At 69.9% G+C, this 19743-nt stretch carries 18 protein-coding genes and 1 pseudogene; 11 read left to right on the top strand and 8 right to left on the bottom strand.

The window, feature by feature from the left end; translation table 11 throughout:
- Window positions 1–48: 48 nt before the first annotated feature.
- The 3 genes from ACZ4RZ_RS34240 (at window position 49) to ACZ4RZ_RS34230 (ending at window position 2977) form a co-directional block, all read left to right on the top strand.
- A complete protein-coding gene (locus tag ACZ4RZ_RS34240) occupies window positions 49–747 on the top strand; it encodes an HAD family hydrolase (RefSeq protein WP_467750642.1) in 699 nt (232 codons plus the stop codon).
- A 129-nt stretch (window positions 748–876) separates the two neighbouring features.
- The gene (locus tag ACZ4RZ_RS34235; RefSeq protein ID WP_467750640.1) at window positions 877–1761 is read left to right on the top strand and encodes an ATP/GTP-binding protein; all 885 of its coding nucleotides are present in this window, start codon (window positions 877–879) and stop codon (window positions 1759–1761) included.
- Between the two features lie 328 nt (window positions 1762–2089).
- Window positions 2090–2977 carry a hypothetical protein gene (locus tag ACZ4RZ_RS34230; RefSeq protein WP_467750638.1) on the top strand — a complete coding sequence of 296 codons (888 nt, stop codon included), beginning with the start codon at window positions 2090–2092 and terminating at the stop codon, window positions 2975–2977.
- Between the two features lie 25 nt (window positions 2978–3002).
- On the opposite strand, the gene ACZ4RZ_RS34225 is transcribed toward ACZ4RZ_RS34230, so the two are convergent.
- On the bottom strand, window positions 3003–3974 hold the full coding sequence (locus ACZ4RZ_RS34225; protein ID WP_467750636.1) for a zinc-binding dehydrogenase: 972 nt from the start codon (window positions 3972–3974) through the stop codon (window positions 3003–3005).
- Window positions 3975–4105: 131 nt separating this feature from the next.
- Between ACZ4RZ_RS34225 and ACZ4RZ_RS34220 the strand changes: the two genes are divergently transcribed.
- Together ACZ4RZ_RS34220 and ACZ4RZ_RS34215 are read left to right on the top strand one after the other, a co-directional pair.
- The gene (locus tag ACZ4RZ_RS34220; RefSeq protein ID WP_467750635.1) at window positions 4106–4711 is read left to right on the top strand and encodes a TetR family transcriptional regulator; all 606 of its coding nucleotides are present in this window, start codon (window positions 4106–4108) and stop codon (window positions 4709–4711) included.
- A 136-nt stretch (window positions 4712–4847) separates the two neighbouring features.
- Window positions 4848–6884, top strand: a complete 2037-nt coding sequence (locus tag ACZ4RZ_RS34215) for a HelD family protein (RefSeq protein WP_467750634.1) — start codon at window positions 4848–4850, stop codon at window positions 6882–6884.
- A gap of 1 nt (window position 6885) precedes the next feature.
- Here the strand turns inward: ACZ4RZ_RS34215 and ACZ4RZ_RS34210 are convergent, their stop codons facing one another.
- The 3 genes from ACZ4RZ_RS34210 to ACZ4RZ_RS34200 form a co-directional block, all read right to left on the bottom strand.
- Complete coding sequence (locus tag ACZ4RZ_RS34210) at window positions 6886–7554, bottom strand: SDR family oxidoreductase (protein ID WP_467750632.1); 669 nt, start codon at window positions 7552–7554, stop codon at window positions 6886–6888.
- Complete coding sequence (locus ACZ4RZ_RS34205; protein ID WP_467750630.1) at window positions 7551–8438, bottom strand: nitroreductase/quinone reductase family protein; 888 nt, start codon at window positions 8436–8438, stop codon at window positions 7551–7553. Before ACZ4RZ_RS34205 ends, ACZ4RZ_RS34210 begins: the two co-directional genes overlap by 4 nt.
- Before the next feature lie 412 nt (window positions 8439–8850).
- A complete protein-coding gene (locus tag ACZ4RZ_RS34200; RefSeq protein WP_467750628.1) occupies window positions 8851–9738 on the bottom strand; it encodes a sigma-70 family RNA polymerase sigma factor in 888 nt (295 codons plus the stop codon).
- 106 nt (window positions 9739–9844) lie between these two features.
- On the opposite strand from ACZ4RZ_RS34200, the gene ACZ4RZ_RS34195 reads away from it, so the two are divergent.
- Window positions 9845–10615 carry an SDR family oxidoreductase gene (locus ACZ4RZ_RS34195; protein ID WP_467750626.1) on the top strand — a complete coding sequence of 257 codons (771 nt, stop codon included), beginning with the start codon at window positions 9845–9847 and terminating at the stop codon, window positions 10613–10615.
- Window positions 10616–10646: 31 nt separating this feature from the next.
- Here the strand turns inward: ACZ4RZ_RS34195 and ACZ4RZ_RS34190 are convergent, their stop codons facing one another.
- Window positions 10647–10952 (bottom strand): hypothetical protein, encoded by a 306-nt coding sequence (locus tag ACZ4RZ_RS34190; RefSeq protein ID WP_467750624.1) that lies wholly within the window; start codon window positions 10950–10952, stop codon window positions 10647–10649.
- Window positions 10953–11001: 49 nt separating this feature from the next.
- A complete protein-coding gene (locus ACZ4RZ_RS34185) occupies window positions 11002–13392 on the bottom strand; it encodes an ATP-binding cassette domain-containing protein (protein ID WP_467750622.1) in 2391 nt (796 codons plus the stop codon).
- A gap of 995 nt (window positions 13393–14387) precedes the next feature.
- On the opposite strand from ACZ4RZ_RS34185, the gene ACZ4RZ_RS34180 reads away from it, so the two are divergent.
- The 5 genes and pseudogenes from ACZ4RZ_RS34180 to ACZ4RZ_RS34160 all read left to right on the top strand — a co-directional run bounded on the left by ACZ4RZ_RS34180 (window position 14388) and on the right by ACZ4RZ_RS34160 (window position 16866).
- Window positions 14388–14840 (top strand): DUF1062 domain-containing protein, encoded by a 453-nt coding sequence (locus tag ACZ4RZ_RS34180; protein WP_467750620.1) that lies wholly within the window; start codon window positions 14388–14390, stop codon window positions 14838–14840.
- Window positions 14792–14965 (top strand): annotated as a pseudogene (locus ACZ4RZ_RS34175) (DUF1062 domain-containing protein); the annotation flags it as partial. The gene ACZ4RZ_RS34180 and the pseudogene ACZ4RZ_RS34175, both read left to right, overlap by 49 nt.
- A gap of 200 nt (window positions 14966–15165) precedes the next feature.
- Window positions 15166–15678, top strand: coding sequence for a helix-turn-helix domain-containing protein (locus ACZ4RZ_RS34170; RefSeq protein ID WP_467750618.1), 513 nt, complete (start codon window positions 15166–15168; stop codon window positions 15676–15678).
- A gap of 98 nt (window positions 15679–15776) precedes the next feature.
- Window positions 15777–16400 carry a hypothetical protein gene (locus tag ACZ4RZ_RS34165; RefSeq protein ID WP_467750616.1) on the top strand — a complete coding sequence of 208 codons (624 nt, stop codon included), beginning with the start codon at window positions 15777–15779 and terminating at the stop codon, window positions 16398–16400.
- 127 nt (window positions 16401–16527) lie between these two features.
- Entirely contained in the window at window positions 16528–16866 is a 339-nt protein-coding gene (locus ACZ4RZ_RS34160) for a DUF2516 family protein (RefSeq protein WP_189186484.1), read from the top strand.
- A 73-nt stretch (window positions 16867–16939) separates the two neighbouring features.
- Here the strand turns inward: ACZ4RZ_RS34160 and ACZ4RZ_RS34155 are convergent, their stop codons facing one another.
- Together ACZ4RZ_RS34155 and ACZ4RZ_RS34150 are read right to left on the bottom strand one after the other, a co-directional pair.
- Window positions 16940–18268 carry a PP2C family protein-serine/threonine phosphatase gene (locus tag ACZ4RZ_RS34155; protein ID WP_467750614.1) on the bottom strand — a complete coding sequence of 443 codons (1329 nt, stop codon included), beginning with the start codon at window positions 18266–18268 and terminating at the stop codon, window positions 16940–16942.
- 283 nt (window positions 18269–18551) lie between these two features.
- Window positions 18552–19637, bottom strand: coding sequence for a C40 family peptidase (locus ACZ4RZ_RS34150; RefSeq protein ID WP_467750612.1), 1086 nt, complete (start codon window positions 19635–19637; stop codon window positions 18552–18554).
- Between the last annotated feature and the right edge of the window lie 106 nt (window positions 19638–19743).

The following is a 19743-nucleotide window of genomic DNA, read 5'->3' as shown; positions in this document are numbered from 1 at the left end:
GATCAGGGACATCAGGTCGGGCGCAGGAGGCTGAACGATCTCCGCGGCATGCGGGAGGTCGCGAAGTTCGTGACGAGCGGCCGTTGCGTGCTCTTCGACTTCGACGGCCCGCTCTGCCGACTCTTCCCGGACGAGTCATCCGCACCCCTGGCCGAGGAGCTGCGCGGTGTCGTCGCATTGCGCGGCGCCGGAGAGTTGCTCACGCCGGAGGTCTGCGAGTCCATCGATCCACACGTGGTGCTGCGGGCTGCGGACCGAGCCCACCCCCGCAGCGACCTGGTCGCGGAGCTGGAGGACCGGCTCGCGGAGGGCGAGGCCGCCGCGGCGGCGATCGCGCCGCCCACACCCGGTGCGGATCTGCTGGTCCGCCGGCTGGTGGACGCCGGGGTGCGCGTCGCGGTGGCCACGAACAACTCGCCCGAAGCCGTGGCCACGTACCTGCGGAGGGTGAACCTTCACGAGTGCTTCGCGGGCCACATCCACGGACGTACCGATGATCCGAGACGGCTGAAACCCGACCCCGACTCTCTGCACCGAGCGCTCCAGGGCCTGGAGGCCGAGGCGTACGACGCCCTGATGATCGGGGACATGCCCACGGATCTGGACGCGGCACGCGAGGCCAAGGTGGCCTTTGTGGGCTATGCCCGCGATGCGACGGAAGCCGGCCCGCTCTGGGACGCCGGCGCCCAAGTCGTCGTCTCCCGGCTTGTGTTGTTGTCGGCCATGATTCCGTTGTCCCTTTCCTGACGACCCCTGCGGCAGGCACCATGAACAGGCTTGGTTCAACTGAGGTGCCAACAGGGGGATTTGGTGTCCGAAGCAAGGTCGTCGCTGAGTAGCAGAGTGGCCGCGGGATGGGCGCGCGCGGAGAGCGTGGTGACCAAGGTCCTGCTCCTGGTCATCTTTCTCATCGGGCTGATCGCGCAGTTCGTGAAACCGGTGGGCGACGCACTCGAAGGAAAGGCCTACCTGGGCGGGGCGCTGCTCAGCCTCGTGGGCTACGTGCTGTACGCCGAGGTGCAGCGGCTGAACGGGGCACATCAGGCGCAGCGGGAGCACACGGAGAGCCTGCACGAAACCGTCCAGCGCCTGAATTCGATGCTCCGCCCCCAGTCGGGCGTGATGGTCACGCCGGCCGATCTGGAAGCCGAGTTCAAGGAAGCCCTGCAGGCCGGCGGAGAGGTCCACCTCGCGGCGCTGGGCTTCACGGGAGAGACCTTCGCCACGCCCTTGAAGCGCATTCTGGAGCGGCTTCCGCCCGACCCCCGTCGGGCCGTGCACATACGTGTTCTGGTTCCGGACTTCACCAAGGAGATAGAGGTCCCCGGGTTGCTGGGAGCGGACGGCAAGGTCGGGGACGCTCCCGATTTCCGTCACGATCTGGTGCGGCAGATCGTGGGGTACCAAGCCCTGCTGAAGTCGGTGATCATCAGGATGCGGGACAAGGACCAGGGGAAACTGACCGTGAGTTTCCGCGTGATGCACATGTCGCCCTCACTCAAGCTCTATCTCATCAACGACGACCAGGCCTTCGAGGGGATATACGACAAGATCGAGCTCCGTCGCGACCAGTACCGCCCGCCGGACGCGGCCGGGGAAGGAATCGAGACGAACGCCCGGCTCCTCGACCCCCAGGGATACGACTCGCTCCTGACGCGCTGGAGCAGGGACGACAGCGAGCGCGCCCGCGAGATCATCAACCGGCGCCGCGAACTCTTCGACACCTTCTGGAATGCCGCACACGATCTGCCGGTGGCGTAGGGGGGCTAGGGTGTGCGCCACCTTGGAGCCGCCACGAGATGCCTCCGGAGCGTAGTGGCCATGCGCACCTGGTCCGGCCTGCCCACCACATCGCTTGCGCCACAGGAATACCTGAGGTCCTCAACGTCTGCCTGGGGCCGACCAGTTACGTGATGACCCTTGCTGCGGCCTCGGCCGCATTGGGACGGCCCAAAAGGGGAAGGTTCCGGCAAACGCCCATCTTGCCCGTGCGCTGAGGCACCGGGACGATGGAGACCAACGGACAGCAGGGGGCTCCGCGGACGTCTGAAGTGCCGCTGGACCCTTCGGTATGGGGGGAGGCCCGGCGATGTCCGGTGGAGGGGGCAGGGCCGCGGACGGTGGTGTGGGCGGGCACCTGAAGCGGTTCCTGGAGCGTTACGAGCCGTTGTTCACGCGGATCCTGCTACTGGCGATCTTCGTCATCGGGCTGACCGCCCAGTTCGTGAAGCCCTTGGGAGATGCCTTGCAGGACAAGGCCTTCCTCGGCGGCGCCCTTCTCAGCCTGGTGGGCTACGTGCTGTACGACTCGGTGAAGGACCTGGCCATGACGCTTCGGCCGCCGCCACGTTTCCAGGTCGAGTCCCGGGAGCTGGGCAGCTTCGTGAAGGAGGCGTTCCGAGCCCGGGAGGTGGAGATCCGCTTTCTCGGCTATACCGGGGAGACGCTCTGCAACGAGCTCTTTCACCGACTTGAGAAGCTCCTCGAGGATCCCGGGCCGACCAGAAACGTTTCTGTCAGAGTGCTCATCCCGGACTTCGGGCAGCCCATGACCGTTCCGTCACGCGTGGGTCCGGATGACAAGCCGGTGGACGACGCCGACTTCCGTAGACGCCTGGAACTGAAGTGCCAGGAGTACGACGAGACGCTGTCGGGGATCGAGGACCGCCTCAACGCCTTGGGGCGAGTGAGCGCGGAATGCGAGTACCGCGTCTACCCCGGCATACCGAGGGACAAGATCTGCATCTTCAACCGGGAACAGGTGCTGCACGGTCTCTACAACGTGGCGGCCCGCACCATGCTGCGCAGTGCGGGCCCCGAGTTCTACGACCCCAAGGGCCACCGCACCGACCTCAGCGTCTGGTCCCGTGGAGACGGTGACGACGCCAAGGCCATCGTCGCCACATGGCACAAGCATTTCGATGACCTGTGGACCCTGTCGCCGCCGCCGGGCTGGCGGCGAGGGCCGGAGATCTGACCGAGGCTGCAGTCCTGTCGCCTCCTCATGCCTTCAGCACCACCTTCCCCCCCAGCCCCCGCCCCTCAATAGCCGCATGGGCATCCCCCGCCTGCTCCAGCGGAAACACCTCGCCGATCACCGGACGGAGGCGACCCGCCGCGGCCTCCGCGAGCGCGTCGGAGGTGTAGCGGCGCAGGTCGGCGGGGCTGAACTGGACGTCCCCGATGCCGAAGAGCTTGATGCCCCTGCGGGCGGCGTCGTCCGGGTCGATGGGGGAGAAGCCGCCCGACGGTGCCCCGTGGGCCGAGAAGCGGCCGCCGTCGGCCGTCAGCGCGAAGGCGGTGGCGCCGAGTTCGCCGCCCACGCCGTCCAGGACGACGTCTGCGGCTTCGGCGGAGCCGCCCAGCGCGTGGCGGGCGGCCCGCGGCCAGTCGGCGTCCGTGGCGTCGATCGCCGCGTCCGCGCCCAACTCCCGTACCAGGGCGAGTTTCGCCTCGCCCCGGGCCACTGCGACCACCCGCGCCCCGCGCGCGTGGGCCAGCTGGATGAGCAGCGTGCCCATGCCTCCGGAGGCGCCGAGGACGAGGACGCGGTCGGTGGGGCGGATGTCGGTCAGTTCGAGCAGCCCGGAGGCGGTGACGCCGTCGTGGACCAGGGCCGCGGCCTGGAGGAGGTCCAGGGAGTCCGGTACGGGCGTCAGGGCCGAGGCCGGCGCGACGGCTCGCTCCGCGTAGCTGCCCGTCACAAAGGAGACGACCCGGCGGCCCAGCCACTCGGCGGGTACGTCCGGGCCGACGGCGCCGACCACCCCTGATACGCCGCCGCCGGGGACGTATGGAGGTGTCACCGGGAAGAAGTCGCGGCCCCAACCCGCCCTCACCTGGGTCTCCACGAAGATCGTGTCCGCGTAGGCCACGTCGATCACGACCTCGCCGGGCGCCGGGACCGGGTCCGCCACCTCCATCGGGACGAGAACCTCGGGGTCGCCGAACGCCTTCACGTGCACTGCTCGCATCGCTCACTCCTGAGCCTGGGATGTCGAGAAATCGAAATATCGGGTTGCCTCATCGGGTACTGCTCGCAGTCTTCGACCTCAAGCCCGGTTGAGGTCAAGGATCGCCGGGAGGGGTGCGTAGGCTCGCCCCCATGGACGAGATCGGACTGCGCGAGCGCAAGAAGCAGCGGATGTACCAGGCCGTCTCCGACATCGCGATCGGGCTCTTCCTGGAGAAGGGGTTCGACGCCGTGTCCGTCGCCGAGGTCGCCGCCGCCGCCGAGATCTCCAAGCCGACTCTCTTCCGGTACTTCCCGGCCAAGGAGGACCTGGTCCTGTACCGGTTCGCCGACCATGAGGACGAAGCCGCGCGCGTGGCCGTGCGGGGCCCCTCCCCGGTGGAGGCGCTGCGACGGCACTTCCTCGACGGGCTGGAGCGGTGCGATCCCATCACCGGGCTCAACGACAACCCGCAGGTCCTCGCCTTCCATCGGCTGCTCTACGGGACGCCCTCGCTGGTGGCCCGCGCGTACGCGTATCTGGAGCGGTCCGAGGCCGCCCTCGCCGAGGCGCTCGGCGGCGACCTCGGCGCCCGGCTCGCCGCCGGACAGATCGTCGCCGTGCAGCGCGTCCTCGCGCTGGAGAACTGGCGGCGGATCGCGGAGGGAGAAGGGATCGAGCAGGTACGGCCCGACGCCGTCGCCGCGGCCGAGGAGGCGTTCGCGCGGTTGGGGGCGGGCCTTCCGCGGTTCGCGTAGACGGGCCTTCCGCAGTACGCGAAGAGGGGCTTTCCGCGGTTCGCGTAAACGCGTCTTCCGAGGTCCGCGTACCTCCACTGTTCATGACCGAGTTAAAAATGTAACTCGGTCACGTTATTCCGTTACCCTTGATGGCATGACGTCACCCGACCCTGCCCTCAATCGCTCCCTCACCCGCGAACGCACCTTCCACGACACCTGCCGCGCCGCCCTCGCCGCCATGGTCGACGGTGCCGAGGAGCAGGTCGTCACCGGCGAAGACGTCTCCGCCTCCGGTGCCGACGCCGAAGTGCTCGGATACCGGCTGCGCAGTCAGGCGAAGGAGCTGCGTGAGCTGCCCCAAGGCCCGTTGTTCTTCGGCAAGTTGGAATTCGGACGGGATGCCGGGGCGGCCGGCGGTCATGCCGGGCAGAGCTATCACATCGGGCGGCTGCGGATCACCGAACATCCCTCCGCCCCACCCCTGGTCGTCGACTGGCGCGCCCCTGTCTCGCGCGCCTTCTACCAGGCGAGCGCCCGCGACCCGCAGGGCGTCGCCGTCCGCCGCCGCTTCGGCTGGGCGCCCGGCAGCCACGGCGACTCGACCGACCTCACGGGCCTGGAGGACGAGTACATCGGCACAGGTCACGAGTCGGACAGTCGCATCCTCACGAGCGAGATCGAGCGTCCCCGCGTCGGCCCCATGCGCGACATCGCCGCCACCATCCAGCCGGAACAGGACGAGCTCGTACGAGGTGATCTCGCGGCCTCGGTCTGTGTGCAGGGCGCCCCCGGCACCGGCAAGACGGCCGTCGGCCTGCACCGGGCCGCGTACCTCCTCTACACGCACCCGCAGCGCATCCGGCGCGGCGGTCTGCTGATCCTCGGCCCCAACCGCACATTCCTCTCGTACATCTCGGAGGTCCTGCCCGCGCTGGGCGAGACGGGCGTGCGGCAGTCGACCGTCGGGGACGAGATCGCCCGGCACCCGGTGACGGGGGAGGACGACGAGCGCGCCGCCGTCGTCAAGCACGACGCCCGTATGGCGGAGGTGTTGCACCGGGCTCTGTACGGGAACATCGGCAGCCCCGCCGACTCCCTCGTCGTACCGGACGGCTCGTACCGCTGGCGCGTGCCGGTCGCCGGACTCCGCCGCATCGTGGACGGCGTACGGGCCGAGAGGCCCCCGTACGCCGTCGGGCGCGAGCGCGTGCGGACGCGGGTCGTGCGCCATATGCAGGAGCAGGCCGAACGGCGCGCCGGGCCGTGTACGAACGCCTGGGTGCAGAAGATCTACCGGGCCCGGCCGGTCGGCGCGTACGTCGACGCGGTGTGGCCCCGGGTGCGTCCGGAGGAGCTCGTCGCTCAACTCCTCACCGACGCCGATGTGCTGGCGACGGCGGCCGAAGGGCTCCTGGACGCGGACGAGCAGAAGGCGATCCTGTGGGCCAAGCCGCCGCGGTCGTGGAAGTCGGCGCGGTGGTCGGCCGCCGATCTCGTCCTCCTCGACGAGGTCGCCGGGCTCATCGAACACCCTGAGGGATACGGCCACTTGGTCATCGACGAGGCGCAGGATCTGTCGCCGATGGAGTGCCGGGCGATCGCGCGGCGGGCGTCGTTCGGGTCGCTGACGGTGCTCGGCGATCTCGCGCAGGGCACGACTCCGTGGGCCGCGCGGGAGTGGGGCGAGCTGCTCGGGCACCTGGGGAAACCGGACGCCGCGGTGGTACCGCTGACGACCGGTTTCCGGGTGCCGGGCGTCGTCGTCGAGCTCGCCAACCGGCTGCTGGGACGACTGGACGTGGCGGTGCCGCCCGCTCAATCTCTGCGCGGGGACGGCGAGGTGAGCATCCGGCCGACGTCCGACGTGCTGTCCGCGACCGTCGACGCCGTGCGCGGCGCGCTCACCCACGAGGGCTCCGTCGGGGTGATCACCGCCGACGCGGATGTCGTACGGGTGCGGGAGGCGCTCGGCGCCGCGGGAATCGCGCCGGCGGGCCCCGACGAGCTGGGTGCGCGCGTCGCGGTGGTGCCCGCGGGGCTCGCCAAGGGGCTCGAGTACGACCATGTCGTCGCCGTCGAACCGGCCGCCGTCGCGGAGGCGGAGGCGCGGGGGCTGCACCGGCTGTACGTGGTGCTGACGCGGGCGGTGTCGCGGCTGGACGTGGTGCACGCGCGCCCTCTCCCTTGGTGAGTCACCAGGGGATGGGCGCGCCGTCGCGGAAGAAACCGCCGGTGGGACCGTCGTCGGGGAGGGTGGCCGCCCACACGACGCTCGCGGCACCCTCCTCGACCGGGCGGCCGCCGGGTCCGCCCATGTCGGTGGCGACCCAGCCCGGGCAGACGGCGTTCACGAGGACCCCGTCGGCGCGCAGCTCGGCGGCGAGCATGCGGGTGAGCGCGTTGAGACCGGCCTTTGTCACGGAGTAGGCAGGGGTGCCGCCGCCCATGCTCGCCAGGGACGCGGCCTCGCTGGAGACGTTCACGACACGCGGGTGCGCGCTCGCGCGCAGCAGGGGGAGCAGCGCCTGGGTCAGCCGCCAGGGACCGTACAGATTGGTCTCGGCCGCCTCGCGTACGACGTCCAGGTCGGCGGTGGTCGCGCGTTGCCAGGTGTCGTACGTGATCGCCGCGTTGTTGATCAGGACGTCCAGGGCGTCGATGTCCCGGGCGGCCGTGGTGATGTCGGCCTCGGAGGTGACGTCCAGACGGAGGGGGCGTGCGTTCGGGCCGACATCTCGCGCCGTCTCCTCGGCGGCCTCGGCGGACCGGGCGGTCACGAGCACGGTGTGGCCGGCGGCGGCCAGCTGCCGGGCGACCTCGCGGCCGATGCCGCGGTTGGCGCCGGTGACGAGAGCGATCACCGCGACGCTCCCGGGGAGGCCCCCTGGGGTGTCAGGAGGGGGATCAACCGTTCTTCCTCGTAGGTCAGATGGGCTTCGAGCTCGGTGGTGAGGCGTTCCACCTGGGAGAGTACGCGGCTGGGGTCGGTGTCCCACGGATCCTGGGCGACGACGCGGCGCAGCTCGTCGAGAAGCTCGGCGATCCGCTCGTGCTCCTGGCGCAGTCGGTCCAGGGCCGGGGCGAGTGCGGGATGGCGGTCGGCGAGGAGCGGGAAGATGCCGAGTTCCTCGCCGGTGTGGTGGTTGTGGAGGCCCTGGCAGAGGGTGAGGCAGTTGACGCGGAGCTGGGCGCCGAGGGAGGCGCCGGTGGTACCGGTGGCGCCGGTGACCGTGAACTCCTGCCGGATCAGGGTGAGTTCACGCCGGAACGCGTCGTGGATGACCTTCAGCGCCTCGGCCATGGAGCCGGCGTTGATGTTCGGCGGGCCGTCCTGCGGGATCGGGTGGAGGGCGACGACCGGGATCACGCGATCCGTCTTCGCCTGGTACTCCGCCCAGCCCGGGTCGGCCTCCACGGCGCGGGCGAACACGGCGTCGCGTTCGGCGCGTTCCAGGACGACGGCCTCCGCCTGGTAGGTGAAGACTCCGTCCTCGACGGTCAACCGGGGGTTCGCGAGGAGATTGTGGAACCAGTCGGGGTGCTGGGGCGCGCCACCGGCCGACGCGATGACGAGCACCCGCTCGCCCCCGTCGGGGTAGAAGCCGACGGGGGTCGTGTGCGGGGTCCCTGTGCGCGCCCCGGTGGTCGTCAGCAGGAGCAGTCGCGCTCCCTCGAAATAACCGCCGACGCGTCCGTTGTTGGCACGGAATTCTTCGATGACCTGCTGATTGAAAGGGTTGGGCATTCGCTGCTTTCTTGTGTTTTTGGGCAGGGGGAATTACCGCGGGGCGAATGGGGTGCGAAGGGCGCACCGCGGTGCTGAATGTGTGCGTGCGTGAGGGCGCGCGGTATCCCGAACAGAGGGTGCGCACAGGGAAGCCGTACGAGGACGCCGTACGCAGGAGGCGTACACGGAGGCCGTACGAAGGCGTCCTACGAAGTAGGGGTACGAAGGCGTCGTACGAAGTAGGGGTACGAAGGCGTCGTACGAAGAAAGTGCAGGCGGGTCTCTACCCCGCCCCGGCCTCACTCGGAGGCCGGGCAACCAACTCGCTCACGGCACAAGGCCGACCCGGCAGTCATGGGCGCAACGCTAATGCCAGGTACGGCTTCAACGCAATGCGGTAATCCTTGCCCGAGTAATTTCGGGCATGTTTTCAGGAATCGAGGGCGGCGACTTCCAGTTCGCCGAGGCGGTCCGGGTCGGCGATGACGTCGATCCCGGTGATGTGGCCGTCGTCCGCGATGGTGAAGGTGAGGACCACGCGGAGGTGGCCGAGCGGGGCCATGACCAGGCCGACCGTTCCGTCGAGGAGGGCGAGGCCGGTGAAGCGGGCGCGGCCGGTGGCGGCCATCGCGCTCTTGGCGACGGTGATCGCGCCGCTGACGACGACCGGTTCGGGGGTGGGGATGACGGACTTGTCGGCGTGCAGGACGACGTCCGGGTGGAGGAGGGTGACCAGCGCGTCGAAGTTTCCGCCCCGGGTGGCGGCCAGGAAGGCTTCGACGACCCGGCGCCGGCGGGTGAGATCGGCCTCGGGCAGGGGGGAGGCGCCCTTGACGCGGCGCCGGGCGCGGCTCGCGAGCTGACGTACCGCGGCCGGGGAGCGGTCGAGCATCGGTCCGATCTCGTCGAAGGGCACGGTGAACATGTCGTGCAGGACGAAGGCGAGCCGCTCGGCCGGGGAGAGCGTGTCCAGTACCACCAGCAGCGCGACACCGACCGAGTCGGCGAGGACCGCTTCCTCTTCGAGGTCGCCGCCGTCCTCCGGGCTCACGGCCGCGTCGGTGACGCGTACGTCGAGGGGTTCCTCGCGCTGCCGCTCGCGGGTGCGCAGCATGTTCAGGCACACCCGCGCCACGATCGTGGTCAGCCACCCGGCGATGTTCTCGACGTCGTCGGTGTCGGCTCGGCAGGCCCGCAGCCAGGCTTCCTGGAGCGCGTCATCGGCCTCGCTCACCGAGCCGAGCATCCGGTAGGCCACCGCCCGCAGATGCGTCCGGTGCTCCTCGAAACCCTCCGCCGGCCATGCGCTCTCGCCCACCGTGTCACATTCCTTCCTCGCGGGGTGTCAGAGAAGTAGAACACCGAGCACCCGCTGAGGGGACAGGGATTTCACAGGTCCGGTCCCCGCCACCATGGGAGTAGTCATGACGTCCACCCCGTCAACCATCCTGGTCACCGGCGGCACCGGCACACTCGGGAGCCTCGTCGTCCCGCTGGTGCGGGAGGCCGGCCGCGACGTACGGGTGCTGAGCCGGCACGCCCGCGAGGCCGCCGACGGCGTTGAGTACGTAGCGGTCGACCTGCTCAAGGGCGAAGGTCTCGAGGCCGCGTTGGCCGGGGTCGACACCGTCCTGCACCTCGCGGGCGGCCCCAAGGGCGACGACATTGCGACGCGGAACCTGGTGCGGGCGGCCAAGTCCGCCGGCGTACGGCACCTCGTGTACATCTCGGTCATCGGGGCGGACCGGGTCCCGCTGGCCTGGCTCAGGTCCAAGCTGGACGCCGAGCGGGCCATCGCCGAATCGGGGGTGCCGTGGACGACGTTGCGGGCCGCCCAATTCCACGAACTGACGTTGAAGATGGTGCGGACGACGGCGAAGATGCCGGTCTTCCCGGTCCCGGGCGGCCTGCGCCTCCAGCCGGTCGACGCGCGCGACGTCGCGGCCCGCATCGCGGAACTCACCCTCGGCAGCCCGGCCGGCCTGGTGCCCGACCTCGCGGGCCCCAAGGTCTACGGCCTCGGCGACCTGGCCCGCGGCTACCTCAAGGCCCGCGGCAAGCGCCGCGCGATGATGCCGGTCCGCATCCCAGGCAAGGCGGGGCGCGCCTACCGCGCGGGCGGCAACCTGACGCTCGACGGTGCGGAGATCGGCAAGCGGACGTGGGAGGACTTCCTGGCGGAGCGGGTGGGCTAGCGCCGCGACTCAACGGGGTGCGTCCGGGGGTTCATGTGATCACCCCATGATCGAAGGCGAGTTGGTACGGCTTCGGGCGCTGCGCGCCGACGACCTGGACGCCCATGTGCGCTGGCGCAACGACCCGGAAGTGGTGCACTGGGCGACCGGCGGTGACCCGCTCTTCGGCCCGGTCACCCGCGAGGCGGTGGCCCACTTCTACGAGGCCCGGCTGCGCGACGACCCGCGGGCACAAGGTGGCCAACGCCCTCACCTGCGTGTTCGGCGACGCGACCTGCCCCGACTGCCCGACGGATTTCTCGGTGGCCGGCCGGATCAGCGCCGATTGGCCGGCCACACAGTGACGGATGAGAGCACTCGTCTCGCGGGGTCCGCGAGGGCCTCGGTCAGGTGCCGACGTAGGCCGCGAGGTGTTCGCCGGTGACGGTGGAGCGGGCGGCGACGAGGTCGGCGGGGGTGCCCTCGAAGACGACCCGGCCACCGTCGTGGCCGGCGCCGGGGCCGAGGTCGACGATCCAGTCGGCGTGCGCCATGACCGCCTGGTGGTGCTCGACGACGATGACCGACTTGCCGGAGTCGACGAGCTGGTCGAGCAGGCCGAGCAGGTGTTCGACGTCGGCGAGGTGGAGACCGGCGGTCGGCTCGTCGAGGACGTAGACGCCGCCCTTCTCGCCCATGTGGGTGGCCAGCTTGAGCCGCTGCCGCTCGCCGCCGGACAGTGTGGTGAGCGGCTGGCCGAGGCTCAGGTAGCCGAGCCCGACGTCGGCGAGCCGGCCGAGGATGGCGTGCGCGGCCGGTGTGCGCGCCTCGCCGGCGCCGAAGAACTCCTCGGCGTCGGTCACCGACATCGCGAGCACCTCGCTGATGTCGCGGCCGCCGAGGTGGTACTCGAGCACCGACGCCTGGAAGCGCTTCCCCTCGCACTCCTCGCAGGTGGTGGCGACGCCGGCCATCATCGCCAGGTCGGTGTAGACGACGCCGGCGCCGTTGCAGGTGGGGCAGGCGCCCTCGGAGTTGGCGCTGAACAGGGCCGGCTTCACGCCGTTGGCCTTGGCGAACGCCTTGCGGATCGGGTCGAGCAGTCCGGTGTACGTCGCCGGGTTGCTCCGGCGCGAGCCGCGGATGGCGCCCTGGTCGACCGACACCACACCCTCGCCGGCCGGGATCGAGCCGTGCACGAGCGAGCTCTTGCCGGAGCCGGCGACGCCGGTGACGACGGCCAGCACGCCGAGCGGGATGTCGACGTCGACGCCCTGGAGGTTGTGCGTCGTCGCGCCGCGGATTTCCAGCGTGCCGGTGGACTTCCGCACCGTCTCCTTGAGGGACGCCCTGTCGTCGAAATGGCGGCCGGTGATGGTGCCGCCGACCCGCAGCCCCTCGACGGTGCCCTCGAAGCAGACGGTGCCGCCCGCCGTACCGGCGCCGGGGCCGAGGTCGACGACGTGGTCGGCGATCGCGATCACCTCCGGCTTGTGCTCCACGACGAGCACCGTGTTGCCCTTGTCCCGCAGCCGCAGCAGCAGATCGTTCATCCGCTGGATGTCATGCGGGTGCAGGCCGATGGTGGGCTCGTCGAAGACGTAGGTGACGTCGGTGAGCGAGGAGCCGAGGTGGCGGATCATCTTGACGCGCTGCGCCTCGCCGCCCGACAGCGTGCCCGCCGGCCGGTCGAGCGAGAGGTAGCCGAGGCCGATCTCCACGAACGAGTCGAGGGTCTGCTGCAGCGCGGTGAGCAGCGGCGCCACCGACGGCTCGTCGAGACCGCGGACCCACTCGGCCAGGTCGCTGATCTGCATCGCACAGGCGTCGGCGATGCTGATCCCCTTGATCTTCGACGACCGGGCCCCCTCGTTGAGCCGCGTGCCGTCGCACTCGGGGCAGGTGGTGAAGGTGACCGCCCGGTCCACGAACTCCCGGATGTGCGGCTGCATGCCCTCCCGGTCCTTGGCGAGCATCGACTTCTGGATCCGCGGGATCAGCCCCTCGTAGGTCATGTTGATGCCCGCGATCTTCATCCTGGTCGGCTCGCGGTGGAGGAAGTCGTGCAGTTCCTTCTTGGTGAACTTGCGGATCGGCTTCTCCGGGTCGAAGAAGCCCGACTCGCTGTAGAGCCGGTAGTTCCAGCCGCCCGCCTTGTAGCCGGGGATGGTCATCGCGCCCTCGGCGAGCGACTTGGAGTCGTCGTAGAGCTGGGTGAGGTCGACGTCGGAGACCGCGCCCCGGCCTTCGCAGCGCGGACACATGCCGCCGGTGATGCTGAAGCTGCGACGCTCCTTCACGGTCTGCCCGCCGCGCTCCATCGTGACCGCACCCGCGCCGCTGATCGAGGCGACGTTGAAGGAGAACGCCTTGGGTGAGCCGATGTGGGGCTGCCCGAGCCGGCTGAAGAGGATGCGCAGCATCGCGTTGGCGTCGGTGGCGGTGCCGACCGTGGAGCGGGGGTCGGCGCCCAGCCGCTGCTGGTCGACGCTGATCACGGTGGTCAGCCCGTCGAGGACGTCGACCTCGGGCCGCGCCAGCGTCGGCATGAAGCCCTGCACGAAGGCGCTGTAGGTCTCGTTGATCAGCCGCTGCGACTCCGCGGCGATCGTGTCGAACACCAGCGAGCTCTTGCCCGAGCCGGAGACGCCGGTGAACACCGTCAGCCGGCGCTTCGGGATCTCGATGCTGACGTCCTTGAGGTTGTTCTCGCGCGCGCCGTGCACGCGGATCAGGTCGTGGCTGTCGGCAACGTGCAGCGCAGGCGACTGGGTGTCCGTCCTCGTGGCCATGCTCATCGTGTCTCCATCTGTTGGGCGGGGTCGCCTTCGCGCTCTCCGTCGGCGTCGCCTGGCTCGATCCGATCAGCTTCGAACAGTACGTCCGGTTCTACTTCGTCGGGCGCGGTCGCGGCAACGCTCCGCTTCCCACCTGATCGGCGGTGCCGGCCGGGATGGCGCGACGCCCGGCCGAGGCGTCGGACCAACCAGCGGCCATCGCGCATCAGCTCGCGGTCGGGCAGCCCGACCGTCCGCCGAGGCTCCGGCCGCCCAGCCATCGATGTCGTGGGTCAGCCGATGCTCGGTGTCGCGACGACGCTGAGCGCGGGAGCGGGGCGGACGGCACTCATCGGTCCTGAAGCAGCCCGAGGACGACGCGGCACGAGTCACAGCAGCGTGTGCCGGAGCACGTTACTTGTCGTGCCCCACGGCTCCGGGCCTGCGAGTTCCCTCCGGCGTTGCACGACATCTGTCGGGAGATTCGCACCGTACTTGTCGTCACCCCCCAGGCGTTGGCGTGCACCGCCAGGAACAGCTCGTTTGCGCAGATCAGAGCCCGCACGACAGCTGTCCTGCAAACACGACAACTACCGTGCTCGGGCTCAGGGGCGACGAAGTGAAGGCCGCGGTCGACGGCTGCTTCGGCCCCCAGGCGGGCCTGGCGGACGGCATCGAGGTTGATCCGCTGGGAGACCTGGTCGGCGCTGCCGCAGTTCTTCGCGGCCTGGAGGGCGAGGCGACCTTCGTGGTTGTGCTGCGGGCGGGCGCTACTAGGGCATGTCCGGTGGGTCGAGGGTGGTGCGGGCGCCCACCACGAGGTATCGCCACCCGCCCGAAAATCCGTGGAACCGCACCCTCGTGTGCCGTTACCGTTCTCCCGCCCGCAGTCGCCCTGTCAAGGACGTGCCGTTGTACACCAAGTGAGACCCCCCGAGCGCTGATCCGTCGCGCGGCGCACATGTGCGCCGCGCTCCTTTTCGCTGCGGTCTTCTCACTGGAACCGGTGTATTTCTGTGTCCAAGAACTGGGTGGTCGTGCCCACCTGCCTGCCGATAGTTCTCCGCCGTTGCCACACGTGCGCCTCCGGGCGCTTCCGGGCGAACGGCAAATTCCGCGTCAACGCGAACCACAAGCTCCTCGACGCCTGGCTCCTCGCGCTCTGCACCGGGTGCGGGGACACCACCAAGGTCACTGGCCTGGAGCGGATGAACGTGCGTTCCGTACGGCCGGAGCTCCTGAACCTGCTGCACGACAACGACCCCGGCCTGGCAGCCGAGCTGCTCCAGGACCCGGTCGTACGGCGCCGCGACGTGGGCGGCTCGGGTCGAACCGAGCGGCCGGCCTGGCAGTCGCCGTACGGTCCGCCGCCGCACCGGGCGCACCGCGGCCGGTGGGCGCCTGTGCCGGGGTTGGCCTGGTCTCGGTCCGCTTTGCGGCGGGGATACCTGTGCGACCGGTGCGTCTGAGCGCCGAAGGTTTCGGCTCTTCGCGAGCCTAGGTCGAGAGACTGCTCGCCGAGGGGAACCTCGTGTCGACAGTCCACCTGAGCGGCAAGCTCTCGGGCGACTTCACCTTCATGCTCAAGCGCTGAGTCCTTCCGGCCCGGGGCCTGTCCGGCAGTATCCGATCCGCCGGACAGGTCCTAGCGACATGCTGGAGTCAGGGCGACGACAGTTGTCCTGCAAATACGACACCTATCGTGCTCAGGCTCACAGCGCCTGCCGCGTGGCGTGGCGCACTTTTGCAAGCGGGTGCTTGCAATTGTTAGCGGGGATGCGGCAAGGTAGGGGCATGGCATCGCTCAACGTCGGCAATCTTGGTGAGTATCTGCGGGAACAGCGGCGCAACGCGCAGCTGTCACTGCGGCAGCTCGCCGACGCCGCCGGGGTGTCCAATCCGTATCTGAGCCAGATCGAGCGCGGGCTGCGCAAGCCGAGCGCGGAGGTGTTGCAGCAGGTCGCCAAGGCGCTGCGGATCTCCGCCGAGACGCTGTACGTGCGGGCCGGCATCCTCGACGCCGAGCGGGACCGGGACGAGGTGGAGACGCGCGCCGTCATCCTCGCCGATCCCACGCTGAACGAGCGGCAGAAGCAGGTGCTGCTCCAGATCTACGAGTCCTTCCGCAAGGAGAACGGGTTCGAGATCACCCAGGCGAGCGAGGACGTTCACGACACCGAGGTGCACGGCACCGACGTACGCACGGCTCGGGACATACCGGATGCCGAGCACCCGAAGGACACCGCCGTCCGCGGCCCCCGCACGGCCGACGGCAGCGATGCCGATCCGCGGCAGAGCGCCAGTTGAAGAACGACACGAGCACCGCCAGAACCTCCGCAGACCGGCCGGTCACACCGCGGATCACCAAAACCCTCAGCTGAAAGCGATACGGGAGGACCATCGCCATGGCCATCACCGACGACATCCGCAAGGCCGCCACGGACCCGACCCCGCTCTACTTCCTCGCCGGCACCGCCGACCTGGCCGTCCAGCAGGCCAAGAAGGTCCCCGGCATCGTGGAGCAGATCCGCGCCGAGGCCCCCGCGCGCATCGAGACCGTCAAGAAGATCGACCCGAACGCCGTCCAGGAGAAGGCCACCGCCCGCGCCAAGGAGGCGCAGGAGACCATCCAGGCCAAGGTGACGGAGTTCATCAGCACTCTCGACGCGGACCTCAAGAAGCTCGGCAGCAACCTCGACACCGACCTGAAGAAGCTCGGTGAGTCCGCTCAGGACTTCGCCCTGCGCGGTGTCGGCGTCGCGGCCGAGTACGCCGTCAAGGCCCGGGAGACGTACGAGAAGGTCGCCGAGCACGGCGAGCAGACCGTGAAGACCTGGCGCGGCGAGGCCGCCGACGAGATCGAGGAGCTGGCCGCGGCCGTCGAGCCGAAGGCCGAGCCGGTCGAGGTCAAGGACGAGGGGAAGCCGGCCGCGGCCGCCGCCGAGCCCGCCTCGGCGAAGAAGCCCGTCGCCAAGAAGGCCCCGGCCCGCAAGACCACCGCCAAGAAGACGACTCCGCCCGCGAAGTAAGTCGTCAGCGGGAAGAAGTGGCAAGACCACATCGCCTCACAGAGACGGGCCGGGCACTCTCAGAGTTCCCGGCCCGTTCTCCGGGTACGGTGGCCGTAGCGACGATTCGACTCGGGCGGTGTGCATTGTGCTGATGACGGCATTCGGCGGCCTCATGTGGCTGATCTTCACAGCCATGCTGGTGCTCGCGGTGGTGGCACTGGTGATGGCCGCGGTGGCCCGCGAGGACGCCTACCGCGCGGCCGACAAGCAGAACAAGATGTTCTGGCTGATCATCCTCGGCATCACGGTGGCGGTGAACCTCCTGGTGCCGATGCTCTTCCTGCAGATCGCGGGTCTGATCGCCACGATCGTCTTCTTCGTCGACGTCCGCCCCGCCCTGCGCCAGGTATCCGGCGGCGGTCGCGGCCGCCGCGGCGGAAGCAGCAGCGACGGCCCGTACGGTCCCTACAACGGCGGACGGTAAGACCAACAAGGCCAATAGGGACAGCAAGGTCAATAAGGGCAATGCGGACAACAAGCCCTGACGCGTACGGCGCTTACGGCGTCCTGTCCAGCAACAGCACCGCCACGTCGTCCGCCAGCTCTCCGCCGTTGAGCTCGCGCACCTCGCTCACCGCCGCGCGCAGCAGTTCCTCGCCCTCCAGCCCCTGGGCGAGCTGGCGGCGGACCATGTCCACCATGCCGTCCTGGCCGAGCCGCTCCTTGCCCTCGCCGATGTGGCCCTCGATCAGACCGTCGGTGTAGAGCATCAGGCTCCAGGCGGCGCCCAGTTCCACCTGCATACGCGGCCAGCGGGCGTGCGGCAGCAGGCCGAGTGCGGGGCCGTTGTTGTCGTACGGCAGCAGTTCCGCGGGCCGGCCCGGTCGGGCGATCAGCGGGGACGGGTGGCCGGCCAGGCAGAGCCCGGCGCGGCGGCCGTCGGGTGCTATGTCCACGGTGCAGACCGTCGCGAAGATCTCGTCGTTCTCGCGCTCGTGCTCCAGGACCTGCTGAAGCGTCGAGAGCAGTTCGTCGCCGCACAGGCCCGCGAGCGTCAGCGCCCGCCAGGCGATGCGCAGTTCCACGCCGAGCGCCGCCTCGTCGGGCCCGTGCCCGCAGACGTCGCCGATCATCGCGTGCACGGTGCCGTCCGGGGTACGGACGGTGTCGTAGAAGTCGCCGCCGAGCAGCGCCCGGGAGCGGCCCGGGCGGTAGCGCGCGGCGAAGCGCAGCGGGGAGCCCTCCAGGAGCGGGGTCGGCAGCAGGCCGCGCTCCAGGCGCGCGTTCTCCTGGGCGCGCAGCTTCGACTCGGTGAGCCGTCGCTCGGCCTTGTCGGAACGTTTCCTCTCCACCGCGTACCGGATCGCACGGCTCAGCAGCCGCCCGTCCAGCTCGTCGCGGAACAGGTAGTCCTGGGCGCCGACGCGCACCGCCTCCGCGCCGCGCTCGGCGTCCCCGGACGCGGTGAGCGCGAGGACGGCGTGCCGGGGCGCGAGCCGCAGCACGTGCTTGAGGGTGGCCAGCTCGTCCTCGCTGCCCGTGGCCCGGCCGGGCGCGGGCAGCGCCAGGTCGAGCAGGATGCAGTGCACGTCGTCGGTCAGCAGCCGCTCGGCCTCGGTGAGGTTGCGGGCGGTACGGATACGGATCGGCTTGCCGGCGGCGTCGAGCATTTCGGGCACGCTGAGCGAACCCGCCGGGTCGTCCTCGATGACCAGCAGGGTCAGGTTGGTGGTGCTGTCGACTGGGGCCGTGGCGCGGGGCGCCGGTACTGCCCCGGCGGGGCCGCCGGCCGAGTGTCCGGATGGGCCGCCGGGTGAGAACGCGGCTTGAGCCGGACCACTCTCCACGGCCGGGATCGCTCTCTGCCGCGGTACGGGTACGGGCATCGTCTGGGTTCCTTCCCTCCCCCCGAGGGCGTGGCGGGTCGAAGGTCCTCGACCCACCGACGGGGACCATAGCGCCAGCGGGTGCCGCAACGGAATGGTGTGCGGCACGGCGTCCGGCAAACGGCCACCGTCATATGCCGCATCCCGTACCGCACTTGGACAGGATGCGGTCCCCTCCGGGATGACGAAGGTCACGTCCCTGAGGTTGCGCGGGGAGGGCAACCGTGCGATAGGTCACGTGGGGCAGGTCACGCGGGGTGCGCCGCCGACCGCACGTGAGGCGTCACGCGTCCGGCCGTACGACCCCCAGAATCGGCATCGAACCCGCACCCGTGATCGTCACCGTGCGCCCGGGCCGGGGCGCGTGCACGATCGCGCCATCGCCCATGTACATCCCGACATGGCTGGCGTCGTCGAAGTAGATGATCAGGTCGCCGGGGCGCATGTCCCTGATGTCGACGTGGGGGAGCTGCTTCCACTGCTCCTGCGAGGTGCGGGGAATGCCGTGTCCGGCGGACGCCCAGGCCTGTGAGGTCAGCCCCGAGCAGTCGTACGACCGCGGGCCCTCCGCTCCCCACTCGTAGGGCTTGCCGATCTGGTCGGTCGCGTACTTCACGGCCTTCTTGCCCTGCTTGGACGCCTTGCCGTTGATCTCCGCGAGTATGCCGGAGCTCAGCCAGGTCGTCTGCGCCTGGTAGGCGGCCTCCTCCTCCAGCTTCGCCAGCCGCTCCTTCTCTTCCTTCTCGAGCTGGGACTCCAGCTTTTCGGCGGCGGCGATCCGTCCCTTGATCTTCTTCTTGGCCTGGGCCTTGGTCTTGCGGTTGGCCTCCAGCTTCTTCCACTGGGCGGAGGCGTCCTTCGCGTACTGCCGCAAGTCCTGCTGGGTGCGCGTCATCTCGGCGAGCAGGCCCTTGGTCGCGTGCTCGCCCTGTCGCACGCGCCCCGCGCCGTCCAGGAACTCCTGCGGGTCGTCGCTCAGCCACAACTGCGCCTCGGGCGGCAACCCGCCACCCCGGTACTGCGCTCGGGCCGCGGCGCCCGCGCGGTCCTTCAAGTTGTCCAGCTTCGCCTGGCCCTTGACGATCTCGCGGGCCAGATCGACGATCTCGGCGGACTGCTCCTGGGCCTTCTCCTCGGCGGCGTTGTACGCGTCCGTGGCCACCGACGCCTCGTGATAGAGCTTGTCCAGCTTCTTGCGGACCGCTTCAAGGTCCTTGCTGCTCGCGGGCGTTGGTGTCGTGGTGGGGGTCCGGGTCGGTGTCGGTGTCGGGCTCGCGTACGCCACTGTGGGTGTCGCGAGCACCGTGCAGACACATGCGCAGGCCAGGGCCATGGCCGCCGTGGTCAGGCTCCGCTTGCCGGATCCCATTACTCAGCCCCCAAACTGATTTACCGTCAGTAACTTACGGACGCCTGGGGGATCGTGCCATGTCGACGCGCAATGCGACAGAGATGGGCAAGAACTCCCCTCTCTC

It is taken from the genome of Streptomyces sp. NPDC027189 (assembly GCF_055566975.1).
This window is presented reverse-complemented; position numbering and strand designations above follow the sequence as displayed.